Origin of the sequence: Micromonospora sp. WMMD980, assembly GCF_029626035.1 — a bacterium.
GTDB lineage: Bacteria > Actinomycetota > Actinomycetes > Mycobacteriales > Micromonosporaceae > Micromonospora.
In genome coordinates this window covers 2589130-2604184 of record NZ_JARUBE010000003.1, presented here as the reverse complement: position 1 = coordinate 2604184, position 15055 = coordinate 2589130, and the positions used below count along the sequence as shown (strand labels likewise).

Annotated in this window: 11 protein-coding genes; 8 read left to right on the top strand and 3 right to left on the bottom strand. The window is 72.2% G+C overall.

Annotated features, from left to right (window positions below; genetic code table 11):
- Positions 1-5: 5 nt before the first annotated feature.
- Positions 6-1592 carry an acyl-CoA carboxylase subunit beta gene (locus tag O7618_RS12625; RefSeq protein WP_278106261.1) on the top strand — a complete coding sequence of 529 codons (1587 nt, stop codon included), beginning with the start codon at positions 6-8 and terminating at the stop codon, positions 1590-1592.
- A 63-nt stretch (positions 1593-1655) separates the two neighbouring features.
- On the opposite strand, the gene O7618_RS12620 is transcribed toward O7618_RS12625, so the two are convergent.
- Positions 1656-2411: an ABC transporter permease gene (locus tag O7618_RS12620; protein ID WP_278106260.1), complete on the bottom strand. Its 756-nt coding sequence runs from the start codon at positions 2409-2411 to the stop codon at positions 1656-1658.
- A gap of 16 nt (positions 2412-2427) precedes the next feature.
- On the bottom strand, positions 2428-3381 hold the full coding sequence (locus O7618_RS12615; protein WP_278106259.1) for an ATP-binding cassette domain-containing protein: 954 nt from the start codon (positions 3379-3381) through the stop codon (positions 2428-2430).
- Between the two features lie 217 nt (positions 3382-3598).
- Here O7618_RS12615 and O7618_RS12610 point away from each other — a divergent pair, with 217 nt between their 5' ends.
- The 5 genes from O7618_RS12610 (at position 3599) to O7618_RS12590 (ending at position 12405) form a co-directional block, all read left to right on the top strand.
- A complete protein-coding gene (locus O7618_RS12610; RefSeq protein ID WP_278106258.1) occupies positions 3599-4369 on the top strand; it encodes an alpha/beta fold hydrolase in 771 nt (256 codons plus the stop codon).
- A gap of 34 nt (positions 4370-4403) precedes the next feature.
- Positions 4404-6143, top strand: coding sequence for a fatty acyl-AMP ligase (locus tag O7618_RS12605; RefSeq protein ID WP_278106257.1), 1740 nt, complete (start codon positions 4404-4406; stop codon positions 6141-6143).
- Positions 6140-7111 (top strand): beta-ketoacyl-ACP synthase III, encoded by a 972-nt coding sequence (locus tag O7618_RS12600; protein WP_278106255.1) that lies wholly within the window; start codon positions 6140-6142, stop codon positions 7109-7111. The genes O7618_RS12605 and O7618_RS12600 overlap by 4 nt, the downstream gene beginning before the upstream one ends.
- 25 nt (positions 7112-7136) lie before the next feature.
- Positions 7137-8909 carry a biotin carboxylase N-terminal domain-containing protein gene (locus O7618_RS12595; protein ID WP_278106254.1) on the top strand — a complete coding sequence of 591 codons (1773 nt, stop codon included), beginning with the start codon at positions 7137-7139 and terminating at the stop codon, positions 8907-8909.
- Positions 8910-9291: 382 nt separating this feature from the next.
- The gene (locus O7618_RS12590) at positions 9292-12405 is read left to right on the top strand and encodes a BTAD domain-containing putative transcriptional regulator (RefSeq protein WP_278106253.1); all 3114 of its coding nucleotides are present in this window, start codon (positions 9292-9294) and stop codon (positions 12403-12405) included.
- Between the two features lie 86 nt (positions 12406-12491).
- Here the strand turns inward: O7618_RS12590 and O7618_RS12585 are convergent, their stop codons facing one another.
- Positions 12492-12656 (bottom strand): hypothetical protein, encoded by a 165-nt coding sequence (locus tag O7618_RS12585; protein WP_175441373.1) that lies wholly within the window; start codon positions 12654-12656, stop codon positions 12492-12494.
- 170 nt (positions 12657-12826) lie between these two features.
- On the opposite strand from O7618_RS12585, the gene O7618_RS12580 reads away from it, so the two are divergent.
- Positions 12827-13219: a hydroxyisourate hydrolase gene (locus O7618_RS12580; RefSeq protein WP_347405372.1), complete on the top strand. Its 393-nt coding sequence runs from the start codon at positions 12827-12829 to the stop codon at positions 13217-13219.
- Between the two features lie 27 nt (positions 13220-13246).
- Positions 13247-14974, top strand: coding sequence for a 2-isopropylmalate synthase (locus tag O7618_RS12575; RefSeq protein WP_347405371.1), 1728 nt, complete (start codon positions 13247-13249; stop codon positions 14972-14974).
- The last annotated feature ends 81 nt before the right edge of the window (positions 14975-15055 follow it).

Here is a 15055-nt window from a genome sequence, read left to right as displayed (position 1 = left end):
TCCACATGCCTGAGCAGACAGTCACGGAGCCCACCACCGCCGGGCGCATCGCCGCGCTGGACGCGCGGCACCGGCAGGTGGTGGAGACGGCCGAGGACCGGGCCCGGCAGAAGCAGCACCAGAAGGGCAAGCTGACCGCGCGCGAGCGGCTCGACCTGCTCTTCGACCCCGGATCCTTCGTGGAGCTCGACGAGTTCGTGCGGCACCGGTGCACCGACTACGGCATGGACGGCGACCGGCCGGACGGCGACGGGGTGATCACCGGCTACGGCACCGTCGACGGCCGGCAGGTGTGCGCGTTCTCCCAGGACTTCACGATCCTGGGCGGCAGCATGGGCGAGGCGTGCGGCGGCAAGGTCATGAAGCTCATGGACCTGGCCATGAAGATCGGCTGCCCGGTCGTCGGCATCAACGACTCCGGTGGCGCCCGGATCCAGGAGGGCGTGCTCTCGCTGGCGCACTACGCCGAGATCGGGCGGCGCAACGTGCTCGCCTCGGGCGTGATCCCGCAGATCTCACTGATCATGGGACCGTGTGCGGGCGGCGCGGTGTACTCGCCGGCGATGACCGACGTGACGGTGATGGTGCGCGACACGTCGTACATGTTCGTGACCGGCCCCGAGGTGGTCGCCGCGGTGATGGGGGAGCGCACCACCCGCGACGAGCTGGGCGGCGCGGAGACCAACAGCGAGGTCGCCGGCAACGTGCACCACGTGGCCGACGACGAGCCGGCCGCGATCGCCTGGGTCCGCGACCTGCTGGGCTACCTGCCCGGCAACAACCGCGAGGAGCCGCCGGTGTTCGCGCACACCGGCGCGCCGGAGGTCACCGAGCGCGACCGGCACCTCGACGGCATCATGCCGGACTCGGCGAACCGCACGTACGACATGGTCGAGCTGATCGAGCGGGTCGTCGACGAGGACTCGCTGCTGCCGTTCCAGGAGGCGTTCGCGCCGAACATCATCTGCGCGCTGGCCTCGGTCGAGGGGCGCTCGGTCGGCGTGGTGGCCAACCAGCCCGGGCACCTGGCCGGCGCGATCGACCTGGACGCGTCGGTCAAGGCGGCGCGCTTCGTGCGGATGTGCGACGCGTTCCGGATCCCGATCCTCACCCTGGTCGACGTGCCGGGCTACCTGCCCGGCGCGCAGCAGGAGCGGATGGGCATCATCAGGCACGGCGCCAAGCTGCTGTACGCGTACTCCGAGGCCACCGTCCCGCTGGTGACCGTGGTCGTCGGGAAGGCCTACGGCGGGGGTTACGCGGTGATGGGCTCCAAGCACCTGGGCGCCGACATCAACCTCGCCTGGCCGACCGCCAAGATCGCGGTGATGGGCGCCGGCGGGGCGGTGCTGATGCTCTACCGCAAGGCGCTGGCCACCGCCGAGGGCGCCGACCGCGAGCGCCTGCTGGCCAAGTACACCGAGGAGTACCGGCAACTGTTCGACTCGCCGTACATCGCGGCCGAGCGGGGCTACGTCGACCGGGTGATCCGTCCGTCGCAGACCCGCCTGGAGGTGGCCCGCGCGCTGCGGGCGCTGCGGCACAAGCGGGCCGAGCTGCCGGCGAAGCGGCACGGCAACATCCCGCTCTGACCGCCGACGCACGAGGAGGCCGCCACGCCCGTGGGCGCGGCGGCCTCCTCGCGGTGCGGGGGGTTACCGGATGCTGCGGGCGAACTGGCGGGACGCCCAGTAGACCGACAGGGTGGTCAGGACCGTCAGGACGGCGAAGCTCTGCCAGACCACCGGTGCCTCCGGGTGCCCGGCGAACAGCTCACGCATCCCGCGGACCACCCAGGAGAACACGTTGAGGTTGGCCACGTTCTGCAGCCACACCGGCGCCAGCGCCAGCGGCAGCAGGATGCCGGAGAGCATCAGCAGCGGGTGCCCCACCGTGTTGATCAGCGGGCTCAGGATGCCCTCGGTCTTCAGCTTCAGCGCCGCCCCGTTGGACAGCGCCGACATGCCGAGCGCGATCATGCCGACCAGCAGGAAACCGAGCAGCAGCTCCGGCAGGCGTACGGTCAGGCCGAACAGCATCGCGGTCAGCGTCACGATGGCGGCCTGGAACAGCAGGTTCGCGACGTCCTTGAGAGATCGGCCGAGCAGCAGCGCCACCGTGCTCATCGGCGTCACCCGGGCCCGCTCGATCATGCCGGCCCGCAGCTCCACGAGCATGTTGAAGCCGGCGAACATGCCGCCGAAGATGGCCAGCAGCACCAGTAGGCCGGGCACGAACGTGGTGTACGCCGCCCCGGACGTCGGCGCGTTCAGCGCCCGCTGGAGCAGCGGCGCGAACAGGAACAGATAGACCAGCGGATCCAGGATGCTCAGGAAGATCCAGATCGGACTGCGGATGATCTGGCTGATCTGGCGGTGGAACACCAGCCAGGTGCCGCGGGCGACGGTCATGGCGGCGGGCCCCCTTTCAGGCTGCGGTGAGCGAGCGGCCGGCTTTGGCCAGGAACACGTCGTCGAGCGACGGCCGGTGCACCTCGATCGTGTCCGGCACGATGCCGGCGTCGTCGAGGTCGTGCAGGATCTTCGGCAGCACGCGGTTGCCGGAGTCGACGAACAGGCGCAGGCCCTCGTCGGTGGATTCGAGCCGGGTCACGTAGGCGGCCCCGGTCATGATCTTCTCGGCGGCCGGCGTGCTGCCGTTCAGCCCGAGCGTGACCACGTCGCCGGCGACCTGACGCTTCAGCTCCTCCGGCGTGCCCGCCGCGACGACCTGCCCCTTCTCGACGATGGCCACCCGGTCGCAGAGGGCGTCGGCCTCCTCGAGGTAGTGGGTGGTGACGAGCACGGTCATGCCGTCGGCGCGCAGGCGCTCGATCTCGCCGCGGATGTCGGCCCGGCCGGCCGGGTCGAGACCGGCGGTCGGCTCGTCCAGGAACAGCACCCGGGGCTCGTTGATGAGGCCCATGGCGATGTCCACCCGCCGCCGCTGGCCGCCCGAGTAGGTCTTGCACCGCCGGTCGGCGTAGTCGGTGAGCTTGAACGTGTCCAGCGCCCGCGCGGCCCGCTCGCGGGCCTCGGCCTTGCCGATGCCGAACATGCGGGCCTGGAGGACGAGCTCCTCCCGGGCGGTCGAGTTGTCCGCGGTGCACCCGCCCTGCGAGACGTACCCGATGCGCCGCCGCACCTCGGCCGCCTCGGTGGCGAGGTCGGCGTCGGCGATGACGGCGGTGCCGCTGTCCGGCCGGATGAGCGTGGTGAGCATCCGGATGGTGGTGGTCTTGCCCGCGCCGTTCGAGCCGAGCAGGCCGAGCACCTGTCCTTTCTGGACGTCGAAGCTGACACCACGCACGGCGTCGACGTCGATGGTCTTCCGCCCGAAGCGGATCCGGTACGACTTGCGCAGTTCGTTGACCTCGATCATGTCTACTCCCAAGCGGTGGCAAGGCACGGATGCGCCACACCTGTCCATGCTCGGGGCGGGCGTGCGGCCCGGTAACCCGTAGGCCGCCCCCTACTGACCCGAGACTGCGCCGGGGCAGTTCCGGATCTCTTGCGCCCGCTGTCGGCGCGTGAGGATCCTCGTCCTCACATCGAGGGTCCCGCCCGACGGGGCCCGGCCGACGTGAGGGGCGACCAGCATGACCGACGACGACGCGGGCCTGTGGATCCGGGAGTACCACCCGGCCACGCCCGGCAGTGTCCAGCTCGTGTGCCTGCCGCACGCCGGTGGCTCGGCGAGCTACTACTTCCCGGTGTCGCGGGCCCTCGCGCCCGAGGTCGAGGTGCTGGCGATCCAGTATCCCGGCCGGCAGGACCGCCGGCACGAGCCGCTGGTGCGGGACCTGCCCGAGCTGGCCCGACGGGTGCACGCGGTGCTGCGCCCACGGACCGACCGGCCGCTGGCGCTGTTCGGGCACAGCATGGGCGCGAGCCTCGCCTTCGAGGTGGCGCGTCTGCTGGAGCACGAGGACGGGGTGACCCCGGCGGTGGTGTTCGCCTCCGGCCGGCGGGCGCCGTCGCGGGTCCGGGACGAGCGGGTGCACCAGCTCGACGACCGCGGCCTCATCGCCGACGTGCGCCGGCTCAGCGGCACCGAGGGCGGGCTGCTCGGCGACGACGAGGTGCTGCGGATGATCCTGCCGGCCATCCGCGCCGACTACACCGCCGCGGAGACCTACCGCTACGTGCCCGGCCCGCCGCTGTCGGCGCCGATCACCGCGTTCACCGGCGAGAGCGACAGCAAGGCCACGGTCGACGAGGTGCGGTCCTGGCAGGACCACACCACCGGGCCGTTCGACCTGCACACCTATTCCGGCGGCCATTTCTTCCTCAACCGGCACCAGGCCGCGGTGCTCACCATCATCCGGACCCAGCTCGCCGCCGTGCGGGCCGGTTCGCGCACCGCCTGACCCGGCACCACCGCGGAGCGGAAGAGGGATCGACATGACCGACACGATCACGACGACCACGTCGCCCGACCTGGCCACGATGCTGGCCCGGCGGGCGGCGGAGACGCCGGACACGGTGGCGTACTCGATGGTCCGGCCCACCGGCCGCCCGCGGGACGACGAGCTGACGTACGGCGACCTGGAGATCGCCGCCCGGGCCCGGGCGGCCGCCATGGCCGACCTCGACCTCGGCGGACGGACGGCGGTGATGCTCTACCCGTCCGGTCTCGAGTTCCCCCGGGCGTTGCTGGGCGCCCAACTGGCCCGGGTACGCGCCGCTCCGGTGAAGGTGCCCAACCGGCGCAGCGGCCTGCGGCGGGTGCGGGCGGTCGCGGACGACGCGGGGGCGACCACGATCCTCACCACGGTGGCGGTCCGGGAGCAGCTTCTCGCGCAGTTCGGGGACGCGCCGGAGTTGTCCGGCCTGTCCTGGCTGTGCACCGACGACATCGCGGACGAGGTCGCCTCGGCCTGGTCGCCGCGGATCATCGTGCCGGACGACGTCGCGATGCTGCAGTACACCTCGGGCTCGACCGGCATGCCCAAGGGCGTGGTGGTGAGCCACCGCAACTTCTGCGCGAACGCCGAGGACCTGGCCCGGCGCTGGCCGGTCACCGACGGCGGCCGGGTGGTCTCCTGGCTGCCGCTCTTCCACGACATGGGGCTGCTGTTCGGCATCGTGATGCCGTTGTGGTCGGGGGCGCCGGCGCACCTGATGGCGCCGGACGACTTCGTCCGCCGCCCGCTGGGTTGGCTGGAGGCGATCGCGGAGCTGCGCGGCACGCACACCGCCGCGCCGAACCTGGCCTACGAGCTGTGCGCGCGGGCGGCCGCCGACGCCCGGCCCGACCTGGACCTGTCCTGCCTGCGGGCGACGATCAGCGGGTCGGAGCCGGTGCGGTGGGACACGGTGCAGCGGTTCGCCACGGCGTTCGCGCCGTACGGGCTCGAGTGGCGGTCGATCAGCCCCGGCTACGGTTTGGCCGAGAACACGTTGAAGGTCTCGGGCAGCCGGTCGACCGACCCGCCCCGGGCGCGGTGGCTCTCCGCCTCGGCGCTCGCCGACCGGAAGGTCGTCGGGGTGGCACCGGGCGACCCGGACGCGACGCCTGTGGTCAGCTGCGGCCCGGCCGACGGGCTGACCGAGGTGACGATCGTCGACCCGGGCAGCCGCACGCGCTGCCCGGACGAGACGATCGGCGAGATCTGGGTGTCCGGCCCCTGCGTGGCGCAGGGCTACTGGCAACGCCCGGTCGAGACCGCCGAGACGTTCGAGGCGACGATCGCCGACGGCGATCCGGCGTTGCGCTACCTGCGCACCGGCGACCTCGGCTTCGTCTCCGACGGCGAGCTGTTCGTCGCCGGCCGCCTCAAGGACGTCATCATCCGGTTCGGCCGCAACTACTATCCGCAGGACCTCGAGCAGACCACCGAGACCTGCGCCCCCGGTCTGCAACCGTCGTGCTCGGCCGCCTTCGCGGTGGACGGCGGCGCCACCGAGAACCTGGTCGTGGTGGTGGAGGTGAACGGCCGGATCCTGCGGGACACCCCGGCCGAGCAGCTCACCGGGACCATCCGGACGACGGTGGAGGCGCGGCACGGCATCCCGGTCGCCGAGGTCGTGCTCATCCGCCGCGGCACGCTGCCCCGCACCACCAGCGGCAAGGTGCAGCGGCGGGCCTGCCGGGCCGCCTACCTCGACGGCACGCTGGCCCGGATCGGGACCGGCTCGTGACCGGCAGCCGGATCCGCGGCGTCGGCGCCTACCGCCCGGCCCGGGTCGTGCACAACGACGAGATCTGCGGCCCGATCGACTCGACCGACGAGTGGATCCGGCAGCGATCCGGCATCGTCAGCCGCCGCTTCGCCGGCCCGGACGACACCGTGGTCAGCATGGCGACGCGGGCCGCCGACGGCGCCCTGCGTCACGCCGGGGTCACCGCGGAGAGCATCGACGTGGTGATCGTGGCGACGATGTCCTACCTGTACCAGTCACCGGCGGCCGGTCCGCAGGTGGCGGACCTGCTCGGCGCGCGCCGGGCGGCCGCCTTCGACCTCGGCGCGGCCTGCGCCGGGTTCTGCGCGGCGCTGGCCGTGGCCGACGGGCTGGTGCGCAGCGGCTCGGCGGACCGGGTACTGGTCGTCGGGTCGGAGCGGATGACCGACATCATCGACCCCAAGGACCGGTCCACCGCCTTCCTGTTCGCCGACGGCGCCGGCGCAGTGGTGGTCGAGTCGTCCGGCAGCACCGGCATCCACCAGGTGGTCTGGGGCGCCGACGGGGGGCGCAGCGGCGTCATCGGTCACGAGGGCTCCTGGGCCCGCACGCGCGACGACCCGGGCTTCTGGCCGGTGATGCGGATGGCCGGACCGGAGGTCTTCCGCTGGGCGATCTCCGAGGTGGCGCCGGTCGCCGGCGAGGCGGTACGGGCCGCCGGCCTGACCGTCGACGACCTGGCCGCGTTCGTGCCGCACCAGGCCAACGTGCGCATCATCGACCGGATCGCCGGCTCACTGGGTCTGCCGGCGAGCGTCGTGGTCTCGCGTGACGTGGAGCACTCCGGCAACACCTCCGCCGCGTCGATCCCGCTGGCCATGGAGACGCTGGTCAGCGCCGGCCGGGTGCCGTCCGGCGGCCTGGCGCTGCTGTCCGGGTTCGGCGCCGGCCTGACCCACGCCTCGCTGGTGGCCCGGCTGCCCTGAGGGCCGCCGAAAGGAGCTGACACACGTGCACACGGTCCTCATCGCCAACCGTGGCGAGATAGCGGTCCGCATCGTCCGCGCCTGCCGCGACGCGGGCCTGCGCAGCGTCGCCGTCTACGCCGACAGCGACCGCGACGCCCGGCACGTCCGGCTGGCCGACGAGGCGTACGCGCTCGACGGCGACACCGCCCCCGACTCCTACCTGCGGATCGACAAGCTGCTCGCCGTCGCGGCGACCGCCGGCGCCGACGCGGTGCACCCCGGGTACGGCTTCCTCTCGGAGAACGCGGACTTCGCCCAGGCGGTCGTCGGCGCCGGCCTGACCTGGATCGGGCCGTCGCCGGCGGCGATCCGGGTCCTCGGCGACAAGGTGTCGGCGCGGCGCATCGCCGAGCAGGTCGGCGCCCCGCTGGTCCCGGGCACCCCGGAGCCGGCCCGGGACGCGACCGAGATCGTGGCGTTCGCCGAACGTTTCGGCCTGCCGGTCGCCATCAAGGCGGCCTTCGGTGGCGGGGGCCGGGGGCTGAAGGTGGCCCGGACCGTGGCCGAGATCCCCGAGCTGTTCGAGTCGGCGACCCGGGAGGCGGTCGCGGCGTTCGGCCGGGGCGAGTGCTTCGCCGAGCGCTACCTCGACCGTCCGCGTCACGTGGAGGCGCAGGTGCTGGCCGATCAGCACGGCGCCGTCGTGGTCGTCGGCACCCGTGACTGCTCGTTGCAACGGCGGCACCAGAAGCTGGTCGAGGAGGCGCCGGCGCCCTTCCTGACCGACGCCCAGCGCCACCGGATCCACTCCTCGGCCAAGGAGATCTGCCGGGCGGCCGGCTACCACGGCGCGGGCACCGTGGAGTACCTGGTCGGGACCGACGGCACGATCTCGTTCCTGGAGGTGAACACCCGGCTCCAGGTGGAGCACCCGGTCAGCGAGGAGACCAGCGGCATCGACCTGGTCCGCGAACAGTTCCGGATCGCCGACGGCGAGCGGCTGCGGTTCGACGCCGACCCACCGGCGCGCGGTCACGCCATCGAGTTCCGGATCAACGGCGAGGACCCGGGCCGCGGCTTCCTGCCGGCGCCGGGTGTGGTCTCGGCGGTGACGTGGCCGGACGGGCCGGGCGTGCGGGTCGACGCCGGCATCGGTGCGGGTAGCGTCGTCGGCGGGAACTTCGACTCGCTGCTGGCCAAGGTGATCGTCACCGGCGAGACCCGGGCCGAGGCGCTGGCGCGCTCCCGGCGGGTGCTCGACGAGTTGGCCGTGGACGGGTTGGCCACCGTGCTGCCGTTCCACCGCGCGGTGGTCCGTGACCCGGCGTTCACCGACGAGCCGTTCCGCGTGCACACCCGCTGGATCGAGACGGAGTGGCACCAGGACGTACCCCCGTTCGAGGGCGGCGCGGTGGCGTCGCCGCCGCCCGAGCGCCCGAGCCTGGTGGTCGAGATCGACGGCCGGCGGCACGAGGTCACGTTCCCTGCCGGGTTCGCCGGCCTCGTCGCGGCGCCGGGGTCGGCGGCGGCCGGGGCGGCGGCTCCGACGGTCCGGCCGCGTCGGCGGGCCGGCGGCGGCCGCACCCCGCCGGCGGTGGTCGACGGGGACGCGTTGACCAGCCCGATGCAGGGCACGGTCGTGAAGCTGGCGGTCACGGAGGGTGACACGGTGGCGGCGGGGGATCTGGTCGCGGTCATCGAGGCGATGAAGATGGAGCAGCCGCTGCACGCCCACAAGACGGGCGTGGTGACCGGCCTGACGGTCGCGATCGGCCAGACGCTCTCCGCCGGCACGGCGGTCTGCCTGCTCGTCTGACACCACGCCGGGTAAATACCCGAACATTGCTCGGATCCGCGCTCGGGGCCCGTCGGCAAAATTCCTTCCGCCGTATCAAACCGGAGGGAGTGGACGAAAGTGTCTTGCCGAATCGACGCAGCAAAGGCATCGATCGGTGCGACTATCGGGAGAACGGCCATTTGTCCCGACCCGAAGGGTGCCGATCGTCAAGCCGGCTGGCACCAGCGGGAACGCTTTCGTAGTCTCGGTGGAGACACCTGGGGGCAGAGCAATGTGGACGAAGTGGCAGAACTGTTTATTGTTCTACGACCCAACCGGCGGGCGATCGCGGGGTGAACGAAAGGTAACGGGCGTCGGGGCCGTGACCTGCCCCGCAATCGTAGGGGCGTAGGGGGCGCACGTGGATTTCCGCGTGCTCGGCCCGCTCGAGGTTCTGGTGGACGGCCGTCCCCTCGACCTCGGCGGGCACCGCCAGCAGATCGTCCTGGCCAGCCTGGTGCTGGAGGCGGGACGCGTGGTCCCGGTGGGCCGCCTGATGACCGCGATCTACGGCGAGCACCTGCCCAGCAGCGCCCGCGTCCAGGTGCAGATCTGCGTCTCCGCGCTGCGCCGCCTGCTCGCGTCCTCCGGCCGGGCCGACACCATCATCACCCGCAACCAGGGTTACGTGCTCGACCCGACCGGCAGTCGGATCGACCTCTGCGACTACGAAGGACTCCTGGCCGAGGCCCGGGAGGCGACCGGCGCGGGCCGACGCGACGACGCGGTCGGGCGCTACCGCGAGGCGTTGCGGCTGTGGCGCGGCGCGGCGCTGGAGGGCATCGACAGTCAGGTACTGCGCTCGGCCGCCGACCGGTTCGCCGAGCGCCGGCTGACCGTCATCGAGGACTGCATCGAGCTGGAGCTGGACCTGGGCCGGCACCGGGACGTGATCGCCGAGCTGACCGGTCTGGTGCTGGCGCATCCGCTGCGGGAGCGGCTGCGGGGTCAGCTCATGCTGGCGCTCTACCGGTCCGGACGGCAGGCGGAGGCGCTCGACTCCTACCGGCTGGCCCGCCAGACCCTGATCGACGAACTGGGCCTGGAGCCGAGCGAGTGGTTGCAGCGCCTGGAGCGGTCCATCCACACCTCGGAGGCCGGCCTGGTCGTCCGTCCGGTCGCGGACGGCCCGGCGCTGCTCGTCGTCACGGAGCCGCTCGCCGACGGCGCGCTGCCGGCCGTCGCGTCGATCGAGGTCGCCGGTCCGGCGCCGGGCGTCGACGAGCCCGCCCTGCCGATCCTCGCGGTCGACGACGACGTGCCGCTGACGCCCGCACTGACCACGGCGGTTCCCTGCATGCTGCCGACCGACATCGCCGACTTCACCGGCCGGGCGCAGCAGATCAACGACATCGAGGCGCGCCTCGCCCTGTCGACGGAGAATCCGCGACAGCTGGCGGTGCCGGTCATCGTCATCGCCGGCAAGCCGGGCATCGGGAAGACCACGCTCGGCGTGCACGTCTCGCACCGGCTCGCCGCGCAGTATCCGGACGGGCAGCTCTTCGCCGACCTGCACGGCCGGGCGTCGCGCCTGGTCAGCCCGATGCAGATCCTGGAGCGGTTCCTGCGCACCCTGGGCGTGCCCGGCGGCGTCCTGCCCGACGGGCTCGAGGAGCGCGCCGAGATGTACCGCGGCCTGCTCTCCGACCGACGGGTCCTGGTCGTGCTCGACAATGTCGGCAGCGAGAGCCAGGTGCTGCCGTTGCTGCCCGGCAACCCACGGACCGCGGTCATCGTCACCAGCCGCAGCCGGCTCGGCGGGCTGCCCGGCGCCACCCACGTCGACATCGACGTCTTCGGTTTCCGGCACTCCATCGAGCTGCTGTCGCGGATCGCCGGCGACGGGCGGGTGCACGCCGAGGCCGACGCCGCCGCCGAACTGGCCGAGCTGTGCGGCCAGCTTCCGCTCGCCCTGCGGATCGCGGGCGCCCGGCTGTCGGCACGCCCGCACTGGACGCTGGAGCAGCTCGCCGGTCGCCTGGAGAACGAGTCACGCCGGCTCGACGAGCTCAAGCACGGCGCGATGGGCATCCGGGCCAGCATCTCGATGACCTACGACAACATCAGCGAGGACGCGCGCCGGCTGTTCCGGCTGCTCGCCGTGCTGGACTGCCCGGTCTTCTCCGGCTGGATGGGCGCGGCGCTGCTCGACCGCTCGCTCGACGACGCCCAGGACCTGCTCGACGACCTCGCCGACGCCCAACTCGTCGAGATCACCGGCACCGAGTCGGGCCTGCACAGTCAATACCGCTTCCACGACTTGATAAGAGTCTTCGCCCGGGAGCGGTTGGCCGCCGAGGAGGCGGTCACCGAACGCAACGCGGCGCTCGAGCGGGTCCTCGGCGCGCTGCTGTTCCTCGCCGAGGTGGCGCACCGGCACCTGCACGGCAACGACAACCTTCAGGTGCACGGCAAGGCGAAGCGCTGGGAACTGCCGGGGCGCACCGCCGCCCGGCTGGTTCGGGAGCCGTTGAACTGGTTCGAGCGCGAGCGCCAGTCGCTGGTGGCCGCGGTGCGGCAGGCCGCCAAGATCGGCGCCGTCGAGCTGTGCTGGGACCTGGCCGTCACCGCGGTCACGCTCTTCGAGTCGCGGGTCTATCTCAACGACTGGCGGGACACCCACGAGGTGGCGCTCGACGCGGTCCGCCAGGTCGACGACAGGCGTGGGCAGGCGGTGATCCTCTACTCGATCGGCTCGCTGGCGATCGTCGAGAAGCGGTTCGCCGACGCCCGGCAGAGCCTCGACGAGGCCGCCGAGCTGTTCCAGAGCGTGCACGATGCCCAGGGCGCGGCACTGGTCAGCCGCAACATCGCGTTTCTGGAACGGATGGACGGCAACCTGGCCGAGGCGGCCCGGCGTTACGAGCGGGCGCTGGCGGTGCTGCGCACCGGCGGTGACCTGGCGGCGGCGGCGTACGTGCTGCACAGCCTCGCGCAGGTCGAGTTGGAGCGCGGTGACGCGGACAGCGCCAAGGGCATGCTGCCGCAGGCGCTGGAACTGAGCCGCCGGGCCGGCAGCCGGCGCATCGAGGCGCAGGTGCTGCACCGGCTCGGCGACGCGCACCTGCAGGCCGGGGAGCCGGCCGAGGCGGTGGCGGCGTTCGGCGAGGCGCTGGCCGCGGTGCACGACCTCGGTGACCCCATCGGTGAGGCGTACGCCCTGCACGGTCTGGGCCTGGCGCACCTGCGCGGTGGTGACTTCACCGAGGCGGGCACGGCGCTGGCCAGCGCCCAGTCGCTGGCCAGCAGCAACGGTGAACGGCTGGTCGAGGCGCGGATCGCGTTCAGCCTCGGCGAGCTGGCGTTGGCCTGCGGCAAACCGCCGCAGGCGGTGGTGCACCTGCACCGGGCGCTCGGCCTGTTCCGCAGCATCCAGGCGCCGGTCTTCGAGTCGCGGGTGCTGGCGATGCTCACCGAGGCATACGCCGCCGCGTCCGGAACCGATCAGGTGGTCATCGACTCGAAAGCCTCGTAGGCCCGCCGGCGGAGCGCCCGCCGCGCTGCGCGGACAGCAGCGCCGTCACCCGGGGAGTGGTGACGGCGCGGTGAGCGTCTGGCAGGTCAGCCCCAGGGCCAGTTCCCGGTCGTCACGATCGGGGCGGAGGCCGGCGGATTCGGGACTGTCTCGTCGGCGCTGGCCGGATTGACCGCGCCGAGGGCGAAGCCGGCACCGGCTACGGCGGCGACGAAGATGCGGGCGATGGTGCGGATGTTGAAAAATCGCATGGAATCCTGTCTCCTCAGGCTTGCTTCCGACTTGCGCCGGTCGCGGCTTCGATGAGAACCACGCTATGGAACCGCGCCATCGACTCCTTATCGATGTGTTTAAGAAGCGCTCGAGCAGCGCCGGCGGTGGCCGATAACGTCTCGAATGCCGGTCGATAACGGCAGTATCGATGATGACGCCACAGGCGCCCGTGTCGCGGGTCCGAACATTAGGTGAGTTGTCAATGAGTGTCTCTGCGCAAGCGTTGGATGTCGTCTACGGCCGCTCGGCGGCCGGTGTCCGGGCCCGTCTGGAAAGGCCCAGCGGGGACAGTTGGCGAACCGTGTCGCAGGCGGAGACCGACAGCGACGGCCAGATCCTGGACTGGCTGGACGACGAACTCGAGCAGGGCGCGTACCGCATCGTCTTCGACAGCGACTCCTACTTCGCCAGCCTCGGGATCAGCGCCGCCTACCCGGAGGTCGCGGTGGTGTTCCGGGTGCAGGACGAGACCGACACCTGCCGGATCCAGGTCCTGCTCGCGCCCTATTCCTATTCGATGTTCTTCGGCAGCCGGGTCTGAACCCGGCGCTCCGGAGGGAGGAGGAACGTGGTGAACCCCTTTCGACGTGCGGTGCGGCGGTACCGGTCACCGGCCGTGGTACCGCTGACGGAGCGTTCGTGGCCCGGCCGCAGCATCACCTCGGCCCCCAGGTGGCTCTCCACCGACCTGCGTGACGGCAACCAGTCACTGGTCAACCCGATGAACCCCGAGCGTAAGCTGATCATGTTCCGGCTGCTCACCGAGATGGGCTACCGGGAGATCGAGGTCGGCTTCCCGGTGGCCAGCCAGGACGACCACGACTTCCTGCGGACGCTCATCGAGCGGGACCTGGTGCCGGACGACGTCACCATCTCCGTGCTCGTGCAGGCCCGCGACGACCTGATCCGCCGGACGGTGGAGAGTCTCGCCGGCGCCCGCCGCGCCACCGTGCACCTCTACAATGCCACGTCCCCGCAGTTCCGGCGGGTGGTGTTCGGCATGGACCGGGCCAAGTGCAAGGAACTGGCGGTGCAGGGCACCCGGCTGTTCATGAAGTACGCCGACCGCACCCTGACCGGCTGCGACCTCGGCTTCCAATACTCCCAGGAGTTGTTCAACGACACCGAGCTGGACTTCTCGCTGGAGGTCTGCGAGGCGGTGATGGACGTCTGGCAGCCCGAGGCGGGTCGACCGATCATCCTGAACTTCCCGACCACCGTCGAGCGGACCACGCCGAACGTCTTCGCCGACCAGATCGAGTGGATGGGCCGCCGGCTGAGCCGGCGCGACCACCTCTGCCTGTCGGTGCACCCGCACAACGACCGGGGCACCGGCGTCGCCACCGCCGAGATGGCGATGCTGGCCGGCGCCGAGCGGGTCGAGGGCTGCCTGTTCGGCAACGGCGAGCGGGCCGGCAACGTCGACCTGGTCACCCTCGGGCTCAACATGTTCAGCCAGGGCGTCGACCCGGGCATCGACTTCTCCGACCTCAACCGGGTACGGCGCACCGTGGAGCACTGCACCGAGCTGCCGGTGCACCCGCGCCACCCGTACGGTGGCGACCTCGTCTACACCGCCTTCTCGGGGTCGCACCAGGACGCCATCAAGAAGGGCTTCGACGAGCAGAAGCTCGTCGCCGCCGCGAGCGGGGTGCCGGTCGCCGAGACGCGCTGGGAGATCCCGTACCTGCCGGTCGACCCGGCGGACGTGGGCCGCACCTACGAGACCGTCGTGCGGATCAACAGCCAGTCGGGCAAGGGCGGCGTCGCCTACGTGGTCAGCTCGCTGCTCGGCCTCAACCTGCCCCGCGACCTTCAGGTCGAGTTCGCCGCGCTGGTGCAGGCGCGCGCCGACGCGGAGGGCGGCGAGGTCGCCCCGGAACGGATCGCCGACCTGTTCCGGGGCGAGTACCTCTCGCGTCCGCTGGTCTCCGTGCCGCTGCCCCTGCCCGCCGCGGTCCCCGCCTACCTGCACGTCGACGGCGTGGCCTTCGAGGTGGGCGCGGCCCGCGCGGACCAGGTCGAGCGGGTACGGGAGCGCCTGGTGCCGTGGGGCGTCGACGTGCACGCCGTGCACCGCACGGGCACGGCGCTCACCGGCTGCGGAGGGCTCGCCGTCTACGCCGAGCTGCGCGCCGGTGACCAGGTGCTGTGGGGCGTCGGCGTCGACGCCGACCTGGACACCGCCGTCTCGGCCGCCGTCCGCTGTGCGGCCGCCCGGCTGAACCGCACCGCGGCCCCGCCCGCGCCGGAGTCCTTCCCGCTCGGGCAACCCCGCCTCGCCCACGCGGTCTGAGCACCGCCACCTCTCCCGGGTCGCCGTCCGCTGGGACGGCGGCCCGGACGCCGTATCGGGGCCCGGCCCCTACCGATAGCC